General features: G+C 64.0%; 17 protein-coding genes. 8 read left to right on the top strand and 9 right to left on the bottom strand.

Annotated features, from left to right (window positions below; all coding sequences use genetic code 11):
• The first annotated feature begins 26 nt into the window (after positions 1-26).
• The 3 genes from B0G81_RS23825 to B0G81_RS23815 all read left to right on the top strand — a co-directional run bounded on the left by B0G81_RS23825 (position 27) and on the right by B0G81_RS23815 (position 7323).
• Positions 27-734 carry a transposase gene (locus tag B0G81_RS23825; protein WP_012434540.1) on the top strand — a complete coding sequence of 236 codons (708 nt, stop codon included), beginning with the start codon at positions 27-29 and terminating at the stop codon, positions 732-734.
• 294 nt (positions 735-1028) lie between these two features.
• Positions 1029-5732: a glutamate synthase-related protein gene (locus tag B0G81_RS23820; protein ID WP_106284165.1), complete on the top strand. Its 4704-nt coding sequence runs from the start codon at positions 1029-1031 to the stop codon at positions 5730-5732.
• A 121-nt stretch (positions 5733-5853) separates the two neighbouring features.
• Complete coding sequence (locus B0G81_RS23815) at positions 5854-7323, top strand: glutamate synthase subunit beta (protein WP_106284166.1); 1470 nt, start codon at positions 5854-5856, stop codon at positions 7321-7323.
• 165 nt (positions 7324-7488) lie between these two features.
• Here the strand turns inward: B0G81_RS23815 and B0G81_RS23810 are convergent, their stop codons facing one another.
• Complete coding sequence (locus B0G81_RS23810) at positions 7489-8763, bottom strand: D-amino acid dehydrogenase (RefSeq protein WP_134138512.1); 1275 nt, start codon at positions 8761-8763, stop codon at positions 7489-7491.
• Positions 8764-8778: 15 nt separating this feature from the next.
• Positions 8779-10038: an MFS transporter gene (locus B0G81_RS23805; RefSeq protein WP_121307088.1), complete on the bottom strand. Its 1260-nt coding sequence runs from the start codon at positions 10036-10038 to the stop codon at positions 8779-8781.
• 335 nt (positions 10039-10373) lie between these two features.
• Between B0G81_RS23805 and B0G81_RS23800 the strand changes: the two genes are divergently transcribed.
• Positions 10374-11324 (top strand): tyrosine-protein phosphatase, encoded by a 951-nt coding sequence (locus B0G81_RS23800; protein WP_134138511.1) that lies wholly within the window; start codon positions 10374-10376, stop codon positions 11322-11324.
• A gap of 188 nt (positions 11325-11512) precedes the next feature.
• On the opposite strand, the gene B0G81_RS23795 is transcribed toward B0G81_RS23800, so the two are convergent.
• Both B0G81_RS23795 and B0G81_RS23790 read right to left on the bottom strand, forming a co-directional pair.
• Positions 11513-12784, bottom strand: a complete 1272-nt coding sequence (locus B0G81_RS23795; RefSeq protein ID WP_134138510.1) for an ATP-binding protein — start codon at positions 12782-12784, stop codon at positions 11513-11515.
• A complete protein-coding gene (locus B0G81_RS23790) occupies positions 12781-13521 on the bottom strand; it encodes a response regulator (protein ID WP_106284171.1) in 741 nt (246 codons plus the stop codon). The genes B0G81_RS23795 and B0G81_RS23790 overlap by 4 nt, the downstream gene beginning before the upstream one ends.
• Before the next feature lie 420 nt (positions 13522-13941).
• Between B0G81_RS23790 and B0G81_RS23785 the strand changes: the two genes are divergently transcribed.
• The 4 genes from B0G81_RS23785 to B0G81_RS23770 are packed head-to-tail and all read left to right on the top strand — an operon-like array spanning position 13942 to position 15776.
• On the top strand, positions 13942-14124 hold the full coding sequence (locus B0G81_RS23785) for a hypothetical protein (protein ID WP_106284173.1): 183 nt from the start codon (positions 13942-13944) through the stop codon (positions 14122-14124).
• A gap of 45 nt (positions 14125-14169) precedes the next feature.
• Positions 14170-14337 (top strand): DUF6726 family protein, encoded by a 168-nt coding sequence (locus B0G81_RS23780; protein WP_308706150.1) that lies wholly within the window; start codon positions 14170-14172, stop codon positions 14335-14337.
• A 3-nt stretch (positions 14338-14340) separates the two neighbouring features.
• A complete protein-coding gene (locus B0G81_RS23775) occupies positions 14341-15054 on the top strand; it encodes a hypothetical protein (RefSeq protein ID WP_134138509.1) in 714 nt (237 codons plus the stop codon).
• A 50-nt stretch (positions 15055-15104) separates the two neighbouring features.
• Positions 15105-15776 carry a flagellar basal body L-ring protein FlgH gene (locus tag B0G81_RS23770; RefSeq protein ID WP_134138508.1) on the top strand — a complete coding sequence of 224 codons (672 nt, stop codon included), beginning with the start codon at positions 15105-15107 and terminating at the stop codon, positions 15774-15776.
• A gap of 73 nt (positions 15777-15849) precedes the next feature.
• Here the strand turns inward: B0G81_RS23770 and B0G81_RS23765 are convergent, their stop codons facing one another.
• The 5 genes from B0G81_RS23765 to B0G81_RS23745 all read right to left on the bottom strand — a co-directional run bounded on the left by B0G81_RS23765 (position 15850) and on the right by B0G81_RS23745 (position 20654).
• Positions 15850-16578 (bottom strand): response regulator, encoded by a 729-nt coding sequence (locus tag B0G81_RS23765; protein WP_116118416.1) that lies wholly within the window; start codon positions 16576-16578, stop codon positions 15850-15852.
• A gap of 91 nt (positions 16579-16669) precedes the next feature.
• Positions 16670-17311 (bottom strand): hypothetical protein, encoded by a 642-nt coding sequence (locus B0G81_RS23760; protein WP_134138507.1) that lies wholly within the window; start codon positions 17309-17311, stop codon positions 16670-16672.
• Between the two features lie 78 nt (positions 17312-17389).
• Entirely contained in the window at positions 17390-17860 is a 471-nt protein-coding gene (locus B0G81_RS23755) for a hypothetical protein (protein WP_116118415.1), read from the bottom strand.
• A gap of 236 nt (positions 17861-18096) precedes the next feature.
• Positions 18097-18906 (bottom strand): SDR family oxidoreductase, encoded by an 810-nt coding sequence (locus B0G81_RS23750; protein WP_134138506.1) that lies wholly within the window; start codon positions 18904-18906, stop codon positions 18097-18099.
• The gene (locus tag B0G81_RS23745) at positions 18903-20654 is read right to left on the bottom strand and encodes an ABC transporter ATP-binding protein/permease (protein WP_134143193.1); all 1752 of its coding nucleotides are present in this window, start codon (positions 20652-20654) and stop codon (positions 18903-18905) included. Before B0G81_RS23745 ends, B0G81_RS23750 begins: the two co-directional genes overlap by 4 nt.
• Between the last annotated feature and the right edge of the window lie 126 nt (positions 20655-20780).

Below are 20780 nucleotides of genomic sequence, written 5' to 3'. Positions count from 1 at the left end.
CCAACGCGACTATCGGATACTCCAGCATGGCACGGCTTGCACGTCTCTATGTCCCTGACCAGCCGCAGCACGTCATCCTCCGCGGGCTCGATCAGCAGCCCGCTTTCGTCGACGACCAGGACTACGAGCTTTTCATCGATTGTTTGAAAGCGGCTTCGCGCGATCATCACCTGTCCATCCACGCGTATGCGCTGATGCCGGGCGCGGTGCAACTGCTCGTCACGCCGACCGAGGAGTCGAGCCTGCCGAAGGCGATGCAGGCGGTCGGGCGCCGTTACGTGGCGCACTTTAACAGGCGCTACGCGCGCCGTGGCACATTGTGGGAAGGGCGCTACAGAGCCACGGTCATCGAAGGCGAGCGCTACTTTCTGCTGGCGAGCCGCGTCGTCGAAATGTGTCCGGTGCGCGCGGGACTCGTGAGCGCGCCGGAAGACTACCGTTGGTCGAGCTACCGCCATCACATCGGCTTGACGCTCGACAGCCTGATTACCGACCATCCGCTGTACTGGTCGCTTGGCAATACGCCGTTCGAACGCCAGCGCGCCTACCGCGAACTGTGCGAGCAGCCGCTCGACGAACGCGAGGCCAGCCAGCTTCAGCAGGCCACGCTAAAGGGCTGGGTTTTGGGCAGCGAGACGTACCGCGAGTGGGCGGCGCGGGCCGCCAATCGGCGCGTATCGCCATTGCCACGCGGGCGGCCGCGCAAGGTGCGCGAGACGCCGCAGCAGCAATAAAGCGTGTCGGATCAATGGGCTGCAACGAAACGGCATCTTGGCATGCCGTTTTCTTTCGCCCCAATTTGATGTGGCACCAATAAAATTTCACCGCAATGCACCAACTTGATAATTGGGGTTCAATGACAACGTTTTATTTGCTATTCCATTGATTCGTCGCGTATATTCCGAATTCCGGTGCTTTTTGACGCGCGTAGCATCGAGCGTTGAGCGCGCCGTCGCGGTTGTGAATCGCACTGCGGCAATAGAAAAACGGTTTAACGGCCTGTCCGGCCCCTCACAGACGGTGTCCCCATGAACGACCACCAGCAACCGACTCACCCGGTTCCCGCCGCGCAAGGTCTGTACGACCCGCAAAACGAGCACGACGCCTGCGGCGTCGGCTTCGTCGCTCACATCAAGGGCAAGAAAAGCCACGAGATCATCGAGCAGGGCCTGAAGATTCTCGAGAACCTCGACCACCGGGGCGCCGTCGGCGCCGATCCGCTGATGGGCGACGGCGCGGGCATCCTGATCCAGATTCCGGACGGCTTTTATCGCGAGGAAATGGCCAAGCAGGGCGTGGTGCTGCCGCCGCACGGCGAATACGGCGTCGGCATGGTCTTCCTGCCGAAGGAACACGCGTCGCGTCTGGCCTGTGAACAGGAACTGGAACGCACGGTGAAGGCCGAAGGCCAGGTCGTGCTGGGCTGGCGCGACGTGCCGGTCGACCACACCATGCCGATTTCGCCCACCGTGAAGGCGAGCGAGCCGCTGATCCGCCAGATCTTCATCGGCCGCGGCAAGGACATCATGGTGACGGACGCACTCGAGCGGAAGCTGTACATCATCCGCAAGACCGCGAGCCACCGCATCCAGGCGCTCAAGCTCAAGCACGGCAAGGAATACTTCGTGCCGTCGTGCTCGGCGCGCACGGTCGTCTACAAGGGCCTGCTGCTGGCCGGCCAGGTCGGCGTGTATTACCGCGACCTGCAGGACGAGCGCACGGTGTCGGCGCTGGCGCTGGTGCACCAACGCTTCTCGACCAACACGTTCCCGGCGTGGGAACTGGCTCACCCGTACCGCATGATCGCCCACAACGGCGAAATCAACACGGTCAAGGGCAACGTCAACTGGCTGAACGCCCGCACCGGCGCGATCGCGTCGCACGTGCTCGGCGACGATCTGCCGAAGCTCTGGCCGCTGATCTATCCGGGCCAATCCGACACCGCCTCGTTCGACAACTGTCTCGAACTGCTGGTTATGGCCGGCTACCCGCTCGTCCACGCCATGATGATGATGATCCCGGAAGCCTGGGAACAGCACACGCTGATGGACGACAACCGCCGCGCGTTCTACGAATACCACGCCGCGATGATGGAGCCGTGGGACGGCCCCGCCGCGATCGCCTTCACCGACGGCCGTCAGATCGGCGCGACGCTCGACCGTAACGGCCTGCGCCCGGCGCGCTACATCGTCACGGACGACGATCTCGTCATCATGGCGTCGGAAGCGGGCACGCTGCCTATCCCGGAGTCGAAGATCGTCAAGAAGTGGCGTTTGCAGCCGGGCAAGATGTTCCTGATCGACATGGAACACGGCCGTATCATCGACGACAAGGAACTGAAGGACAATCTCGCGAACGCCAAGCCGTACAAGAGCTGGATCGACGCCGTGCGCATCAAGCTCGACGAGATCGAGGCGAAGGCCGAAGACGTCGCCACGGAACGCCGCGAAGCCGCTGCGTTGCTGGATCGCCAGCAGGCGTTCGGCTACACGCAGGAAGACCTCAAGTTCCTGATGGCGCCGATGGCGCAAGCCGGCGAAGAAGCGGTCGGCTCGATGGGCAACGACTCGCCGCTCGCGGTCATGTCCAACAAGAACAAGACGCTGTATCACTACTTCAAGCAGCTGTTCGCGCAAGTGACGAATCCGCCGATCGACCCGATCCGCGAAAACATGGTGATGTCGCTGGTGTCGTTCGTCGGTCCGAAGCCGAACTTGCTTGACACGAACAACATCAACCCGCCAATGCGTCTCGAAGTGTCGCAGCCGGTACTCGACTTCAAGGACATCGCCAAGATCCGCGCGATCGATCAGTACACGGGCGGCAAGTTCAGCTCGTACGAACTGAACATCTGCTATCCGGTGGCGTGGGGCAAGGAAGGCATCGAAGCGCGCCTCGCCTCGCTGTGCGCGGAAGCCGTGGATGCGGTCAAGTCCGGCTACAACATGCTGATCGTGTCGGACCGCAAGACCGACCGCGACAACGTCGCGATCCCGGCGCTGCTGGCCACCGCCGCGATCCATACGCACCTCGTGCAGCATGGTCTGCGCACGAGCGCGGGCCTGGTCGTGGAAACCGGCTCGGCGCGTGAAACGCACCACTTCGCGTTGCTCGCGGGCTACGGCGCGGAAGCCGTGCACCCGTACCTGGCCATGGAAACGCTGAGCCAGCTCGCGGCCGGCCTGAAGGGCGACCTGTCGGCGGAGAAGGCGGTCTATAACTTCACCAAGGCAGTCGGCAAGGGCCTGATGAAGGTCATGTCGAAGATGGGCATTTCGACCTACATGTCCTACACCGGCGCGCAAATTTTCGAAGCGGTCGGTCTGGCTGAAGATCTGGTGGTGAAGTACTTCAAGGGCACGTCGTCGAAGGTCGGCGGTATTGGCCTGTTCGACGTCGCGGAAGAAGCGATCCGTCTGCACCGCGACGCGTTCGGCGACAACCCGGTCCTCGCGAACATGCTCGACGCGGGCGGCGAATACGCGTACCGCGTGCGCGGCGAAGAACACATGTGGACGCCGGATGCGATCGCCAAGCTGCAGCACTCGGCGCGCAGCAACTCGTATCAGACGTACAAGGAATACGCGCATCTGATCAACGATCAGACCAAGCGCCACATGACGTTCCGCGGCCTGTTCGAATTCAAGTTCGATCCGACCAAGGCCATCCCGCTCGACGAAGTCGAATCGGCGAAGGAAATCGTCAAGCGGTTCGCGACCGGCGCGATGTCGCTGGGCTCGATCTCGACCGAAGCACACGCCACGCTGGCGGTCGCGATGAACCGCATCGGCGGCAAGTCGAACACGGGCGAAGGCGGCGAGGACGTGAACCGTTACCGCAACGAACTGCGCGGCATTCCGATCAAGAACGGCGACACCATGAAGTCGGTGATCGGCGACGAAGTGATCGTCGACATTCCGCTAAAGGAAGGCGACTCGCTGCGCTCGAAGATCAAGCAGGTGGCGTCGGGCCGTTTCGGCGTGACCGCGGAATACCTCGCGTCCGCCGATCAGATCCAGATCAAGATGGCGCAAGGCGCGAAGCCGGGCGAAGGCGGCCAGTTGCCGGGCCACAAGGTGTCGGACTACATCGGCAAGCTGCGTTACTCAGTGCCGGGCGTCGGACTGATTTCGCCGCCGCCGCACCACGACATCTACTCGATCGAAGATCTGGCGCAGCTGATCCACGATCTGAAGAACGCCAACTCGGCGGCCAGCATCTCGGTGAAGCTGGTGTCGGAATCGGGCGTGGGTACGGTTGCCGCCGGTGTCGCCAAGGCCAAGGCCGATCACGTCGTGATCGCCGGCCATGACGGCGGCACGGGCGCGTCGCCGCTGTCGTCGGTGAAGCATGCCGGCACGCCGTGGGAACTGGGTCTTGCCGAAACGCAGCAAACCCTGGTGCTGAACCAGTTGCGCGGCCGTATCCGCGTGCAGGCCGACGGCCAGATGAAGACCGGCCGCGACGTCGTGATCGGCGCGCTGCTTGGCGCGGACGAGTTCGGTTTCGCGACGGCGCCGCTCGTCGTCGAAGGCTGCATCATGATGCGCAAGTGCCATCTGAACACTTGCCCGGTCGGCGTCGCGACGCAAGATCCGGTGCTGCGTGCGAAGTTCCAGGGCCAGCCGGAACACGTCGTGAACTTCTTCTTCTTCGTTGCGGAAGAAGCGCGCGAAATCATGGCGCAACTGGGCATCCGCAAGTTCGACGACCTGATCGGCCACGCCGAACTGCTCGACATGAAGAAGGGCATCGAGCACTGGAAGGCCAAGGGTCTGGACTTCTCGCGCGTGTTCTATCTGCCGCAAGTGTCGGCTGAAGTCGCGCGCAAGCATGTCGACATGCAGGACCACGGTCTGGACAAGGCACTCGACCACACGCTGATCGAGAAGGCGAAGGCGGCGATCGAGAAGGGCGAGCACGTCTCGTTCATCCAGCCGGTGCGCAACGTGAACCGTACCGTCGGCGCGATGCTGTCCGGCACGATCGCGAAGAAGTATGGTCACGACGGCTTGCCCGACGACTCCATTCACATCCAGTTGAAGGGCACGGCGGGCCAGAGCTTCGGCGCGTTCCTCGCCAAGGGCATCACGCTGGATCTCGTCGGCGACGGTAACGACTACGTCGGCAAGGGCTTGTCGGGCGGCCGCATCATCATCCGACCGACCAACGATTTCCGCGGCAAGTCGGAAGAGAACATCATCTGCGGTAACACGGTGATGTACGGCGCGATCGAAGGTGAAGCGTTCTTCCGCGGCGTCGCCGGCGAGCGCTTCTGCGTGCGTAACTCGGGCGCGACGGCGGTTGTCGAAGGCACGGGCGACCACGGTTGCGAATACATGACGGGCGGCACGGTGGTCGTGCTCGGCGAAACGGGCCGTAACTTCGCGGCCGGCATGTCGGGCGGCATCGCCTACGTGTACGACCCGGACAACTCGTTCGCGGGCAAGTGCAACAAGTCGATGGTCGCGCTCGATCCGGTTCTGCAAACGGCCGAACAGGAACGCACGGTCGACAAGGGCCTGTGGCACGCCGGCGCAACCGACGAAGCGCTGCTCAAGGGACTCATCGAGCGTCACTTCCAGTTCACGGGTTCGCCGCGCGCCAAGGCGCTGCTCGAAAACTGGGACGCGTCGCGCCGTCAATTCGTGAAGGTGTTCCCGACCGAATACAAGCGCGCGCTGGGCGAAATGGCCGCGAAGAAGGCGAACAAGGAAGTGCTCGCCGCCTGATTTGCAACTGGCCTCAAGCCAAAGACGTCACATACAAGCCGTACCCGCCGCGCCCCGCCGTTCAACGGTGCACGCGGCGGGTGTAGATCACCCCACCTGATTAGATAGAGAAGAGAACCACATGGGCAAGGCAACCGGTTTTCTCGAGTTCGAACGCCGCCACGAGGCGTACGAAGCTCCGCTCACGCGCGTGAAGCACTACAAGGAATTCGTCGCCGCGCTGACCGACGACGAAGCCAAGATTCAAGGCGCGCGTTGCATGGACTGCGGCATTCCGTTCTGCAACAACGGCTGCCCGGTGAATAACATCATCCCGGACTTCAACGACCTGGTGTTCCATCAGGACTGGAAGAACGCGATCGAAGTGCTGCATTCGACGAACAACTTCCCCGAGTTCACGGGCCGCATCTGCCCGGCGCCGTGCGAAGCGGCCTGCACGCTCGGCATCAATGACGATCCGGTCGGCATCAAGTCGATCGAGCACGCGATCATCGACAAAGCCTGGGCCGAAGGCTGGGTTGCACCGCAGCCGCCGAAGCACAAGACCGGCAAGAAGGTCGCCGTGGTCGGTTCCGGCCCCGCCGGTTTGGCCGTCGCGCAGCAACTCGCGCGCGCGGGGCACGATGTCACCGTGTTTGAAAAGAACGACCGCATTGGTGGTTTGCTGCGTTATGGCATTCCCGACTTCAAGCTGGAGAAGTGGCTGATCGATCGCCGCATGCGTCAGATGGAAGCCGAAGGCGTGACGTTCCGCGCGGGTGTGTTCATCGGCAAGGCGGATTCGCTGCCTGCGCATATCGGCAACACGGCGAAAGAGACCGTTTCGCCGGAGCAGTTGAAGGAAGAGTTCGACGCCGTGGTGATCGCTGGCGGTTCGGAAACGCCGCGCGATCTGCCGGTGCCTGGCCGCGAGCTGGAAGGCATTCACTACGCGATGGAATTCCTGCCGCAACAGAACAAGGTTAATGCCGGTGACAAGGTTGCGAACCAGTTGCTCGCGAAGGGCAAGCATGTGGTCGTGATCGGCGGCGGCGATACGGGTTCGGACTGCGTGGGCACGTCGAATCGCCATGGCGCGAAGAGCGTCACGCAATTCGAATTGCTGCCGCAGCCGCCGGAAGAAGAAAACAAGCCGCTCGTGTGGCCGTACTGGCCGATCAAGCTGCGCACATCGTCGTCGCATGACGAAGGCTGCTCGCGTGATTGGGCAGTCGCGACCAAGCGCCTCGAAGGCAAGAACGGCAAGGTCGAGAAGCTGATCGCGGCGCGCGTCGAATGGAAGGACGGCAAGATGCAGGAAGTGCCGGGCTCCGAATTCGAAATGAAGGCCGATCTGGTGCTGCTCGCCATGGGCTTCACGCAGCCGGTGTCGCCGGTGCTCGAAGCGTTCGGCGTCGACAAGGATAATCGCGGCAACGTGCGTGCTTCGACCGAAGGCGAGAAGGCGTACTACACGTCGGTGGACAAGGTGTTCACCGCCGGCGATATGCGCCGTGGTCAGTCGCTGGTGGTGTGGGCGATTCGTGAAGGCCGTCAGTGCGCGCGTTCGGTGGACGCGTTCCTGATGGGGCATTCGGAACTGCCGCGCTAAACGTCTCCCGTCCGGTTTTCGTGCTGAGGCATGGGAGCCGGCAACTGCTTGCAGGAAGAGGTGGAGACGACAATGTGCCGCGTCAGTAGCGCATCAAGCGGTGAAAAAACAAAGCCGGGCACCTGAGAGGGTGACCCGGCTTTTTAACTTCAGCGTGCAGCGGCGCTATGTGCGTGGTTTACCGTACCGCCCCAACGTGAGCCCATCAAGATCGATCTCCGGCTTGCGGTGCGTGATCAGATCCGCGACCACGCGTCCCGAACCCATCGACATCGCCCAACCCGTCGAGCCGTGACCGAGGTTCAACCACAGTTTCTCCACGCCGGACGGACCGAGCAGCGGCGCGCCGTCGGGTGTCATGGGACGGCGGCCGACCCAAAAATGCGCGGACGTCGGATTGGCCGCGTGCGGGAACCAGTCGCTCAGCACCTTCATGAGCGTTTGCAAGGCCTGTTCACGCAAGGTGGTCTGCCGATTACCGAGTTCCGCAGTGCCGGCCACGCGCAGGTTGTTGCCAAAACGCGTGATCGCCGTCTTCAGCGATTCGTCCATCAACGCGCCGCGCGGGGCTTTTTCTTCGTCGGTGACGGGCAGCGTCGCGGAATAGCCTTTCACCGGATAAAGCGGCACTTTCACGCCGAGCCGCGCGAGCAATCCCGCACTGTCGACGCCCAGCGCCACCACCACGGCATCCGCGTGCAGCATCTCGGCGCCGCGTTCGCTCTCGATACGCACTGCGCGCAACGCCCCGCCTTGCACATCGAGCGAGGTGACGCGCGTGTCGAAACGGAAGCGCACGTCATTGCGTTCACAAATGGCGCGCAGTTCGCGCGTGAAGCGTGCGCAATCGCCGGCTTCGTCGTCGGGCAGATAGAGCCCCGAGAGCGGCGCCTGACGCGCCCAACTCAAACCCGGCTCGATCTCCACACACTGCGCCGCGCTCACTTCCCGATGCGCGATACCCGCATCGCGTAACACGGCGAGCGCCGGCTGCGCGAGTTCGACGTCGTACTCGCTGCGGAACAACTGCAGATAGCCTTGGCTGCGGGCGTAGTCGAACGGATAGCAAGCGCGGAATTCGTGCAGACAGTCACGGCTGTAATAAGCAATGCGCTGCATACGCTGCTTGTTGACGCGAAACCGTTCGAGATCGCATTCATGCAGCCAGCGCGCGATCCAACGCCATTGAGCTGGATCGAAGGTCGGGCGGAAGATCAGCGGCGAGGCCGGCTTGAACAGATATTTGAGGATCTTCGCCGGCATGCCGGGCGCGGCCCAGGGCGTTACGTAGCCCGGCGCGATCACGCCCGCGTTGCCGAAGCTGGTGGAGAGCGCGACGTCCGGTTCGCGCTCGATCACGGTGACTTCGCAGCCCTGCTGGCGGAGGTAAAAAGCAGTGGCGACGCCAATCACGCCGCCGCCCAGAACAATCGTTTTCATGTGTGTAACTGCGGTTCAGGCGGCAGGCTGGGTCGCGCCGAGCACCTTGCCCCTGGTTTCGGGCAGACACAACGCGGCGACAATCACAAGCAGATAGCCTGAGCCGGCCACGATGCCCATCGCTTTCACCAGCGTCATGGTTTGCGACAGTGTACCGACCAGAATCGGAAAGAACGAACCGAGGCCACGCCCGAGGTTGTAGCAGAATCCTTGTCCCGAACCGCGTATCGCATTCGGATAAAGCTCGGACAGGTAAGCGCCCACGCCCGCGAAAATCCCTTGCACCACGATGCCGAGCGGAAAGCCGAGCGCGAGCATCATGCCGTCGGTGATCGGCAGCATGGTGTAGAACATGCCGAGCACGAACGAGCCGATCGCGAACAGCACGAACGACGCGCGCCGGCCGATCTTGTCGCACAGAATCGCGCCGACGATATACCCCGTGAATGAACCGACGATCAGCACGATCAGATAACCGCTCGTGTTGAACACAGACAGATGCCGCACGGTCTTCAGATAGGTCGGCAACCACGTGGTGATCGCGTAATAGCCGCCGAGCATGCCGGTGCACAGCACGCTGCCGAGCAAGGTGGTTTTGAGGTGAGCGCCCGAGAAGATCTGCAGGAAATGTGACGTATCGAAACCGCTCTCACGAGCCCGGCGCGTTTCGAGAAAGATCTCCGGATCGCTCACATTGCGACGAATGTAGATGATCCATGCAGCGGGCAGCAGACCGATCCAGAAGCAGGCGCGCCATGCGTACTGCTCAGGCAGCAACGCAAAGAAAGCCCAGTAAATGATGGCCGCGGCCGCCCAGCCGAACGACCAGCTGCTTTGCACGGTGCCGACCGCTTTCGCGCGATGCTGAGGCGAGCGAATGGTCTCGGCCATCATGATCGTCACGACCGACCATTCGCCGCCGAAGCCGATGCCCTGCAGTGTGCGCGTGGTGAGCAACTGCCAGAACGAGTGCGTGAAGCCGGACAGAAAGGTGAACAGCGCAAAGGTGGCGATGGTCCACTGCAGCACGCGGATGCGGCCGTAGCGGTCGGCGAGAATGCCGGCTAGCCAGCCGCCCACCGCCGACGAGATCAGCGAACTGGTGGCGATCATGCCGGCTTCGCTCTTTGTCATGCCCCACGTCGCGATCAGCGTCGGAATGAGGAAGGAGTAAATCATGAAGTCGAAGGCATCGACCGCGTAGCCTCCGAAGCCGGCGTATAGCGTGCGGCGTTCGCGTTGGGTCAGTTCGGTGAACCATTGGAGAGAAGGCATATTTTGTTGTGGTCTCCAGGGCTTGTTGGCCTGCCGTCGGCGTGAATGTGGGGTGTTTGTATTCTACGGGGATGGGGCGTCGTGCGGCCAGTTGTGGTCAAAAATGGCAGGCAACGGTAAGAAACCGATAAGAGATGAAAAGCCGGAGAAATCTGCGCGAGGGAAAGGCAATGTCGCGGCCTGGCTGACGATCGCGCTGTCCGGCCGATGCGCGCGAGCCGCTTTTTCCTTACCAACTACTACCGTGTAACCCAAACGATATTGAGCATGGTTAAACTGCGCTCGCAGCGCCGATGCTGCGACTTATCCACTCACGCCCGCGCCAGCCACGCCGAATGCCCGCTCCCGCAAAAAATTGCTCGCCATTCCGACGCTCCGCGAGCACTTTTCCGCGGACGAGCCAACTGTCGGACGAGGCGCCGCCGGCCTCGCGCCGGACTTTCCTGAAGCGCTCAGCCAGCGTGCTGCTGATCTCCGGCATGGGCAGCTCGTTGCTGTCCGCGTGCGGCGGCGGCAACCTCGACGCTGATCAGCCCGCCACGCCGCGTCTTGCGTCGGTCGACAACTTTCGCGATCTGGCGGGAGCGGCCGCTGGGTATCCGACCGTCGACGGCAAACAGATGCGCCGGGGCGCGTTCTACCGCGCGAACGCCTTGACGCTCGACACCACCGACCAGGCCACGATCGACCGGCTCGGCATTGCCTCGGTCTACGATCTGCGCACGCCCGGTGAAATTGCGCGTACCGCCGATATCCTGCCGAGCGGCGCGACCACCCAGACGCTCAACGTGCTCGGCATCACTGACTTCGTCACGCCGAACGTCGAGACGGCGGGCGCAGCCGTCGCGTTCATGGAATCGCAGGCGCGCGGCTACGTCACCGGCGCCGCCCAGCGCGGCGCATACGGGGCGCTGCTGACGAGTCTCGCCGAAGGGCCGGGTGCGCAACTCTTTCATTCCAACGCGGGCAAGGACCGCGCCGGTTGGGTCGCGGCGCTCCTGCTCAGCATTGCGAACGTTCCGCTCGACGTCATCATGCAGGACTATCTGCTGAGCAACGCCTATCTGGCGCCGTCGATCGAAACGCAAACCGGCAGGTTGCGCGCGCAGGACGGCGACGCCATCGCTTCCGCGGAAGCGCCGCTGATGAATGTCCAGGAAAATTATTTGCAGGCCGGATTCGACCAGGTGCAGGCGATCTACGGCACGATGGTGAGCTATCTGACGCAAGGTCTCGGCGTCTCGCAGACGACCATCGATACCTTGCACAGTCGCCTGGTGGTTTGAGGCGCCACAGCCGCGAGCTACGCGTTCGGCACGAAAAAAGCCGGCCAAAAAAAAGTCCGCCCTAAATGACGGGGCGGACAGAGAAGGGCGGCATCGAGGTTGCCGGGAGCGACTATAAAGCCCCCGCGCCTGCGATGGTTCATCCGGTAAGGGTGCGTAAGCGCCGCCCAACCTCTTTCACCTCTCTGTCACGTCAACACCGGCACCACCGGCAATTCGATCCGCACTTCCAGACCGCCCTGCGCGTGATTACGCACGTGACAGCGTCCGCCGCGATCGTGCGCGAGCCGTGCGACGATCGCGAGGCCGAGGCCGCAATGGCCCTCGCCGCCACGCGCCGCGTCGAGCCGGACAAACGGCTTCATGGCTGCGGCGATGCGGTCGTCGGGAATGCCGACGCCGTGGTCGCGCACGCTGATTACCCAATGGCCGTCGGTGCGGGCGGTGGCGATATCCACCGGCGGCGCGCCGTGTTCGAGCGCGTTGTCGACGAGGTTCGTGACCAGCCGGTCCAGCAGCGTGCGCGGCAGCCTGAACGCCGGGCCGGCGCGCAGATCGAGCGTGAAGAGCGGTGCTTCGGTGCTGTCGCTGGCGGAGAACTGTTCCTGCAAGAAGTCGTCGACTTCGACCGGCGGCCCGGCGTCGGCGGACTGTCCCGCGAATTCGAGAAACTGCTGAACGATGTTGGTGAGCGAGTCGACGTCGCGGATCAGGCCGGCGCGTTCGTTTTCCGCCACCAGCACGCTCGCGCGCAGCTTCAGGCGCGTGAGCGGCGCCTTCAGGTCGTGCGCGACGCCGGCCAGCATCACGGCCTGATCGTCGCCCGCTTCATTCAGGCGCCGCATCATGTCGTTGAACGAACCGATCAGATCGCGCAACTCGCGCGGGCCTTGCACTGTCACCGGTTCTGGACGGCCGCCCGAGCCGAACGCACGCGCGGCGTCGGCGACGCGCGAAAGCGGCCGCTGCATCTGCCAGACTGCCAACAGCGAGAGGATCAGCGCGGCAAGCAGCATCGAGATCGACTCGATCAGAAAGCGTGGGCGCGGCGGCACATCGACCGGCACCACGACCCAGTTCGACTTGCCGGGAAACAGCACCCATAACTGCGGCGGGCGTAGATCGTCGACGGCGATCTGCGTGCCGGGCGGCAGATTCTCGCGCAAGTGCCGGCTCAGGTCTTCGAGCGGACGCTGCGTGGGCGCGTGTAGATGCACGCTCGCCGGCATGTTCCAGGTGGGTACGAGATGTACGCGCATGGCGGGCGCGAGCGCGGCGCCTTTCATCGGCTCGCCGTTGACGGCTTGCAGCACCAGCAGGATGCCGCGCGCGAAGCCGTCGATTTCGTGGCGCGGCGGCTGCATCACTACCAGCACGAACCAGCCGGCCTGAATTGCGAACAACACCGCCGCCGAGAGTAACGCCATTCTGCCGAACAGCGTGTTCAGCGGGTTTTTCATGCGCTTGAGGCGGCCTCGTCGGCGAAAGGCGTGCCGTCGGCGTCGGGCACGAAAACATAGCCTTTGCCGCGCACCGTCTGCACGTAGCAGGGATTCGACGGGTCGTCTTCGATCACGCGGCGCAGGCGCCAGATCGGCACGTCGAGGCTGCGGTCGCGGAAGGCGAGGTTGTCGCGATGCACGAGATCGTGAATCAGCACGCGCGACAGCACCTTGTACGGATTGTTGACGAAGATCTTCAGGAGCGCGAACTCACTGTCGCGCAGCGCCAGCTTCGAATTGTCGCGGCACAGTGAACGGGTGGCGAAGTCGAGCTCGAACGGGCCGAAGCGATACGGCTTGCGGGCTTCCGGCGCGCTCGTGGTGGACGGCCCGCGCCGGCGCAAAACCGTGTGGATGCGGGCGAGCAATTCGCGCGGATCGAACGGCTTGGTCAGATAGTCGTCCGCGCCGAGCGAGAGCCCGACAATGCGGTCGGCCACCGTGCCGCGCGCCGTCACGAAGATCACCGGAATGTCGTCGCCGGCGGCGCGCAGCGCGGTGAGCGCGCGCAAGCCGTCGGTGTTCGGCATCATGATGTCGAGCACGACGACGGACGGCCGTTCGCGTTCGAGCCGGCGCTGGAGATGTGTGCCGTCGTGGAGCACGGACGCGTCGAAGCCGTTCGACTGCAGAAACTTGCAAAGCAGATCGCGTACGACCGGATCGTCGTCGACGATAAGGACCTGTGGATTCATGCTGAAATTTTAAGCTGACGCGCACGGCGCGCGGCCGACTGTTTTCTTACCAACGCTTACGGCAGGCCGCGCCGCTTCGGCCGGCTCGCTTTCAGGCCCGCTTGTCAGCCCCCGCTACGCAAGGCTCGCGGGATATTTCAGCCGCGCCATCTTGGCAGCGCGCGCGGCGGCGCCGATTTCGTTTCGCATCGCCAACATTCCTCGCAGGAAAGAATTTGCACGTATCTGGAACCGGTCGAAACAGGTCGGAACGGGTCGTAAGAACCGCCGGAAAGCGCGCTTTGCTTCGTGCATCGGCATGGCGTGGCCGGCGAGATGATTCGTCGTGCAGCACGTTGCGCCGCATGCTGAATCAGCCTAACGCCTTGGGCCCACGGCAGGCGGCGTGAAATCGAAACCTAGCGCCACGCGAGGCTCATCATGACCGTTCCCAGCAATCTCTCTTCAACCCGCTTTTCTTCTCTGGCGCCGACGCCGCCGGCCGAAAGACCTGCCGCCGCCAACAACCCGGGCGCCGCCACGCCGACGCGAGAGTCTGGCGCTCAGACACCGCCGTCGCTGCCCACCGGGCTGGTCGGGCACCACGTCAATACGACAGCCTGACGTACCGAGGCCCACGTGTCGACTCCGAGAATTCTTCACCGCTTCATGCGTGTCGTTGCGTGGTTGACGCTCGGCGCGGCGCTGCTGCCACTGGGTGGCTGCGCCGTCGCCGCGCTGCCGTGCCGGCTGACTTCGGCCACGCTGAAAATCATCCCGGTCGTTGGCCATGCCGCGGCCTCGCCGTTCGACATGTGTTCATCCGCCATCGACTGAATCATGACACTCAAACGGATTGCCTGGGTGCTGGCGTTGCTGGGCGGCGTGCTGTCATCGAGCGCGCAAGCGCGGCCGCCTGCGCGCGACGCAAGTGCTGCGGGCGCCGCATCGAAAGAGCCTTCCGCCGATGCGCGGCGGCGCTCGCAAGACGCGCCATTCGCGTTTCGTGGCATCGCGCTCGGCATCACGCTCGACGAATTCCGCGCGGGCTCGAGCGTGCGGGCGACGCCGCTCGGCAGCGTGCCGGTCTGCGAGACGGACGTGCAAGCGGGCGCGCTCGGCATGCGGCTGAAGTCGCACGACAGTCTGACGGTGGCCTGCCGCTGGGCGCATCGCGCCGACAACGGCTGGGCGGTGTCGCAAGCGGTGGTCGACGGCGCACCGGCGCTGGAGCACGTGCTGCGCTTTGCGCGCGTGGACGGCCAAAGCGCGCTGCATCTGTACGAGATTTCTTTCGTGATCGACGAGATCACCGCCGAAGATTTGCGCGACGCACTCGCGGACCGCTACGGGCCGCCGCGTCTCGCGACGCAGAACGTGTCGGCGACGGGCGCGATGCCCATGTACGTGTGGGAAAACGCGGTGAGTTCGATCACGTTGTGCTTTCTGCCGGGCACGCGCAACGGCACGCTCACCTATCTGCTGAAGGGCTCGGATGCGTGGGTGAAGTCGGTCGTGCGGCAATGGCAGGCGAGCGGCGCGGAGGCGGGTTGATGAGCGCCGATGAGTGCGGCCGCGAGGCCCGTTTTCAACAAGGAGCATGCATGACTGCGCTACGTCTGGCTGTCGCGCTAGGCGCGGCGGCTTGCCTTGCGGCTTGCGCGGGCAATCAGCAAAGCTCGATCGTCGATACACCGATGGCGCCGCCGCTCGCCTCGGCGCCGCTGAACGTCAACACGCAAGGCGCGATCTATCAGGCGGGCGCGCCGCTGCTGCTATACGAAACACCGCGCGCCCAGCATATCGGCGACGTGCTCACCATCCGCCTTGCGGAATCGTACAGCGGCAACAACAGCGCGACCGCCGCGGCGAGCCGCTCGAGCAGCATCACCGCCGACGCCGCCGATCATTCCACCAACGCCGCCGCGCGGCTCGCGCGACTGTTCAACATCGGCTCGGCGAGCACCGAATACAAAGGGCAGGGCAGTCTCACCGACGTCAGCGGCATGAACGGCACGCTCGCTGTCACCGTGATCGGCACCATGTCTACCGGCAATCTCGTGGTGTCGGGCGAGAAGGTGATCGCAATGAGCGGCAACCGCGACCGGCTGCGCCTGTCGGGCATCGTCAATCCTAAGGATATCGAAGCGGGCAATTACGTGGCGTCGAGCAAGGTAGCGAACGCGCGCATCGAGCAGGCCGGCGTGGGCATGGTATCTGACGCCACGACGATGGGCTGGCTGCAGAGAATGTTCATGAGCGTGCTGACGTTTTGAGCCGTCGGCGCGCGACAGGTCTGAGACGCAGGCGACACATGAAGTGGACAGTCCATCGCACTTCACGCACCCGTCAGGCGCTGCGTTCAGCCGCGCCCATTTCACCGTCCGGGACGAACACGTAGCCGCGTCCCCACACGGTTTGCACATAGCGCGGCTCGGAAGGGTCCACTTCGATCAGCCGGCGCAAACGCCAGATCGACACGTCCAGGCTGCGATTGCGATGCACCTCGCTATTGCCGTGCAGTTTCTCCAGCAATTGCGCGCGCGTCAGCACGGTCATCGCGTGGCTGACGAATACCTTCAGCATGGCGAATTCGCTCGAACGCAGCGTGATGCGCTCGCCGTCCCGGCGTAACTCGCGCGCCGGGAAATTCACTTCGAAACGGCCGAAGCGGTACGGCGCGCGCTGCTCCGGCGCACTCGGCGCAATCGTGCCGCGACGGCGCAGCACGGTGCGAATCCTCGCGACCAGTTCGCTCGGTTCGAAGGGCTTGCCGAGATAGTCGTCCGCGCCGAGTTCGAGGCCGATCACGCGGTCGATCGGATCGGAGCGCGCGGTCAGCAGAATAACGGGGATGTCGTCGCCGGCCACGCGCAAGGCGCGCAGTGCGCTGATGCCGTCGAGCTCCGGCATCATGATGTCGAGTACGATCAAGGCGGGGCGCTCGTCCTGCAAACGACGCTGCAGCGCCAGGCCGTTCTGGAGCGTGTCGACTTTGAAGCCGCGCCCTTCCAGATAGCCGCTGACGAGCTCACGTACGACGGGGTCGTCGTCGACGACGAGAATGGATTGGTTCATTCAGGTCATCTTAGAGAAGCACGCGCGCGGAGCAAAGCGCGTAACGCTTTCGAATCCTTTCCCGTGTAAGAGATGGCAAGAGCCCGCGTGGCTAGTTCGCCTGCGAGGTCTGGATGGTCTGCAGCGGCTCCCGCGCGAAGTCGGTTCGATCGACCACCATTCGCTCGATCAGCCCGTTGAGTTTGGTCGACGCCGAAGAGAAGCGATCGGTGTTCAGGCCGCCGGTCTGATAGCGGGCTGTGACGAGGATGCGGCCGTTCTGAATCAGCGTCAGGTCGATGATCGACAGATACTGGATCGTCTCGTCGCTGAACGAGCGGCGACCATAATCGATTGCGGCGTTATAGACGAGGCGCGCCTCGCAGCCGGCGGGCGAGGTGCCCGGATTGTAGACGTCCGAACGAATGCCGCGCCGGTCGAGCGCGAGTTGCAACGCCGGCACGAAATCGCCGACCGACACGTTCTGATTGACTTCGATGCAGACGTTGCTGACCTCGGCCGGCCTGCCGTTGACGAAGGTCGGCGACGAATAGTTCGCCGCGATCGCGTAGCCCGCCTGAATGACGGAGCCGGTGGCGTCGGCGGCCTGGATCAATGTCCAGGCGCAGCCGTTCAGGCCGACCGCCAGCGTGGCGGATACGGTGAGCCACGCGCAGGGACGCCGCAACGTAACCCACGCGGCCCGTGGGGCTCGCGTGAAAGCATAAGCGCGCATGCTCGGCACGAAGGTCATGAGGCGGCGCCAGGTGGCGGTTGGTGGAGGCGGTGAGTCACGGCGAATCACCTCGGGTAACTGCAATCAGGATCACGCTCAGCGCGTGACGCGCAGACGCAGTTCGTTTTGCCCCTGCACATTCGCCGTGACGCTGACGCGACGCTCGGCGGTGGTGACGATGAAATGCTGGCGCGTCGGCGTGTTGACGTCATGCACGACGTTCGGGAAGCAGGCGGCGATATCGGCGCCGAATTCCTCGAGCGGATCGGTGACGACGCCGTCGGCTTGCCAGTGCGCGCGCCAGTGGCAATCGTAGGCGTGCGTGTTGGCGCGGCAGTCGTCGGCGCTTGACGTGCCCGGCAATTGCGCGGCGGCCTGGGTCTGCAACTGCCGGAAATCAGCGGCATCGACGATATGTTTGAGCGCGGGGCAAACGTCGGCCGGCTCGTTGGCCAGATTGGCCTGAGTCGCCTGGGCTGCGTGCGCAACGCTCGTGACGAGCAGCGCGGCGCCGAGAGCTAGCGCCAGGCGCTGGGTCAAAGGATGGGAGCGGCGATCGAATGACATGGACGGAGACTCCAGTAGCGATGAATGACGTGGGGCAGGACCGGGTACGGCCCGCACGGCTATCGTCGCCGCTGGGAGGCATTTCCAAAGCGCGGAACAGCTTAGGCGCTTCGCAAATGCTTTCGAACTCTTCTCGCGTGTTTCGGGATGTTGCGGTGTATTGCGCTGGGAGCGCGAAGGAATGCGGAGCAGCCGCTGCGATCCGGTGTGGCTGAGTGAGGCAATTCGCCCGTCACTCAACCAAGCGTGAGACCACCGTCCACATGAATCACCTGGCCGGTGATATGACGCGCTTCATCGGAGAGTAGAAACGCGATCAGCGCAGCGACATCCGCGGGTTCGGCGAAATGCCCGAGCGGCGTCGCCTCTGCGGCGCGAGTCCATACCGATGCATTATCGGCACTCGGCCCGCGATCTTTACGGGTATAGCCGGGCGCCACGCAATTGACCGTCACGCCATGCGGTGCAAGCTCGGCGGCCGCGGTTTTCGCCAGCGACTCTAGCGCCGCCTTCGCAGCGGCTGTCGCGGCAAACGGCGTGTCCGCGCGATAGCGGTGCGCGACGAACGAACTGAGCGCGACCACGCGGCCGCGCTTCGAGGTTTCCAACGCGGGCGTCGCGCGTCTGACGAGCGCCGCGAACGCCGCCGGCATCGCCGCGAAGGCTGCGCTCAGCGCGTCGGGATCGAGCGCATTCAGCGTTTGGCGCTGCGCGTGTCCTGCGTTGGCGACCAGTTGATCGAGTGCGCCGAAGCTCGCCAGCGTTTGATGAATCACATGTTCCGCAGCGCCGCGTTCGGCAAGATCGCCGAACACCGTCGCGCAGCGCGCACCGTTCGCGCTGCAATCGGCGGCGACTTGCGCGAGCCGTTCACGCGCTTCCTGATCCGCGCCGCGTGCGTGCAACATCAAGGCCGAGCGTGGCGCGGCGATGCGTCTGGCCAATGCCGCGCCGATGCCGGAGCCCGCGCCGGTGATCAGCACGACGCGCTCGAATCCGGCGCTGCCCGCGTCGTTCAGGTCGCTCACGCGGCTCACGGTGGTCATGCCGCGACCGCTTCGCCCGAGCGCTCGACGTCGAGCGTCTCGTCATGGAACGCAGCCAGCGACTCGCGATGCGCGACGCTGACAATCGCCGCCTTCGGCAACCGCTCTGTGAAGAGGCGATACAGACGCGCTTCGTTTTCCGCGTCGAGCGCGCTGGTGGCTTCGTCGAGGAACAGATAGTCCGGTTTGTGCAGCAGCACGCGTGCGGCGGCGAGGCGCTGTTGCTCGCCCGGCGACAGAATACGGGTCCAGTGTCCCGTTTCCTGCAGACGGTCCGCGTATTCCGACAGATGGCAGACGACGAGCGCTTCGCGGCATTCGTCGTCCGTGTAGGTGTCGGCGGCGGACGGATAGGCGAGAGCCGCTTTGAGCGTGCCGATCGGCATGTAGCTGACCTGCGGAATGAACATCATGCGCGCGTTGACCGGGGCGTCGATCGAACCATCGCCGAACGGCCACAAGCCGGCGAGCGCGCGCATCAGCGTGCTCTTGCCCGAGCCCGACGGGCCGCGCACCAGCCAGCGCGAGCCCGGCTGAATCGCGACGTCGCGAATGCGCGACAGCGGATTGCCGTTGGGCAGGGCGAGCTTGAGGCCGTCGGTGGAGAGCTTGTCTTCGTCGACGAAATGCAGATTGATGCCGCCATGTGCCGTAGCCGGCGAGACCGATTCCTTCAAACGCGGCGCGTGCACGACGCGCTTGAATTCACGCAACCGGTTCACGGTAGCGCGCCATTCGACCAAAGTGCCGTAACTGTTGATGAACCACGAGAACGAATCGCTGACCGTGCCGAAGGCGCTGGAGATCTGCATCAGCACGCCGAACGTGAAGGCGCCGGCGAAGTAGCGCGGTGCGGCGACCACCAGCGGGAAGATGATTGCGATCTGGCCGTAGAAGCTCAGCACGAAGGTGAGCCGCTTGGTGTACTTCATCACCTGCCACCAGTTGTCGCGGATACGGCCGAACAGCGAATGCGCGTTCTTCTTCTCGGTCTCCATGCCGTTATAGAAGGCGATCTGTTCGGCATTTTCACGCAGACGGATCAGGCCAAAACGGAAATCCGCCTCGACTTTCTGCGCCTGGTAATTGATCGGCACGAGCGGATGGCCGACCTTCTGGATGATCAGCGAGCCGACCACGGCGTAGAGCGCAGCCGCCCACACCATGTAGCCGGGAATCTCGATCGGCATGCCGCCGAGCGAGATGGTCAGCGCGCCGGCCAGCGACCACAGAATCGTGATGAACGACACCAGCGTGACGACGGTGGACAGCAGGTCGAGCGTCAGCGAGAGCGTGCTGGTGGCGAACGACTGGAGGTCGTCGCTGATCCGCTGGTCGGGGTTGTCGGCGAGGCGGTCGCGCTCGATCCGGTAGAAGGCGCTGTCGTTCAGCCACTCGTTCAGGTAGCGCGTGGTCAGCCACTGGCGCCAGCGGAAGCCGAGCATCTGGCGCAGGTAACGGCCGTACACCGCGAGAATGATGAAGCCGAACGCGAGCCCCGAGAACACCATCAGCAGGTGCGGGAAGTCGTGCACGTTCTTGGTTTGCAGCGCGTTGTAGAAGTCGGCGCTCCAGCGGTTCAGCCGTACGTTGATCCACACCACGAGCAGATTCATCACGATGATCGCGATGAGCAGGCCCCAGGCCGTTTTTCGTTCTTCGGAAACCCAGTAGGGTTTGATCAGGCTCCAGGCGGAGACTTTTTCGTCCGGCGGCAGCACGCGGCTGGCAGAGGTATTCGGTGTCATGAGCATCCTGAAGTAGTGCTGGCCCATCGGGGTGGCCCATTGGGGCTGACCCCGTTCGGGCAGCTCGTCTGCGGGCTGCCCTGCGGCGGGTTTGCGGTACATGCCCGGGCGTCGTGCTCGACGAAC

The organism is Paraburkholderia sp. BL6665CI2N2, assembly GCF_004366535.1.
GTDB lineage: Bacteria > Pseudomonadota > Gammaproteobacteria > Burkholderiales > Burkholderiaceae > Paraburkholderia.
This window is presented reverse-complemented; position numbering and strand designations above follow the sequence as displayed.

Excerpts from the sequence above, each read along its gene's own strand:
- B0G81_RS23825 (WP_012434540.1), top strand. The coding sequence starts at position 27 with ATGGCACGGCTTGCACGTCTCTATGTCCCTGACCAGCCGCAGCACGTC.
- B0G81_RS23820 (WP_106284165.1), top strand. The coding sequence starts at position 1,029 with ATGAACGACCACCAGCAACCGACTCACCCGGTTCCCGCCGCGCAAGGT.
- B0G81_RS23815 (WP_106284166.1), top strand. The coding sequence starts at position 5,854 with ATGGGCAAGGCAACCGGTTTTCTCGAGTTCGAACGCCGCCACGAGGCG.
- B0G81_RS23810 (WP_134138512.1), bottom strand. The coding sequence starts at position 8,763 with ATGAAAACGATTGTTCTGGGCGGCGGCGTGATTGGCGTCGCCACTGCT.
- B0G81_RS23805 (WP_121307088.1), bottom strand. The coding sequence starts at position 10,038 with ATGCCTTCTCTCCAATGGTTCACCGAACTGACCCAACGCGAACGCCGC.
- B0G81_RS23800 (WP_134138511.1), top strand. The coding sequence starts at position 10,374 with ATGCCCGCTCCCGCAAAAAATTGCTCGCCATTCCGACGCTCCGCGAGC.
- B0G81_RS23795 (WP_134138510.1), bottom strand. The coding sequence starts at position 12,784 with ATGAAAAACCCGCTGAACACGCTGTTCGGCAGAATGGCGTTACTCTCG.
- B0G81_RS23790 (WP_106284171.1), bottom strand. The coding sequence starts at position 13,521 with ATGAATCCACAGGTCCTTATCGTCGACGACGATCCGGTCGTACGCGAT.
- B0G81_RS23785 (WP_106284173.1), top strand. The coding sequence starts at position 13,942 with ATGACCGTTCCCAGCAATCTCTCTTCAACCCGCTTTTCTTCTCTGGCG.
- B0G81_RS23780 (WP_308706150.1), top strand. The coding sequence starts at position 14,170 with ATGCGTGTCGTTGCGTGGTTGACGCTCGGCGCGGCGCTGCTGCCACTG.
- B0G81_RS23775 (WP_134138509.1), top strand. The coding sequence starts at position 14,341 with ATGACACTCAAACGGATTGCCTGGGTGCTGGCGTTGCTGGGCGGCGTG.
- B0G81_RS23770 (WP_134138508.1), top strand. The coding sequence starts at position 15,105 with ATGACTGCGCTACGTCTGGCTGTCGCGCTAGGCGCGGCGGCTTGCCTT.
- B0G81_RS23765 (WP_116118416.1), bottom strand. The coding sequence starts at position 16,578 with ATGAACCAATCCATTCTCGTCGTCGACGACGACCCCGTCGTACGTGAG.
- B0G81_RS23760 (WP_134138507.1), bottom strand. The coding sequence starts at position 17,311 with ATGACCTTCGTGCCGAGCATGCGCGCTTATGCTTTCACGCGAGCCCCA.
- B0G81_RS23755 (WP_116118415.1), bottom strand. The coding sequence starts at position 17,860 with ATGTCATTCGATCGCCGCTCCCATCCTTTGACCCAGCGCCTGGCGCTA.
- B0G81_RS23750 (WP_134138506.1), bottom strand. The coding sequence starts at position 18,906 with ATGACCACCGTGAGCCGCGTGAGCGACCTGAACGACGCGGGCAGCGCC.
- B0G81_RS23745 (WP_134143193.1), bottom strand. The coding sequence starts at position 20,654 with ATGACACCGAATACCTCTGCCAGCCGCGTGCTGCCGCCGGACGAAAAA.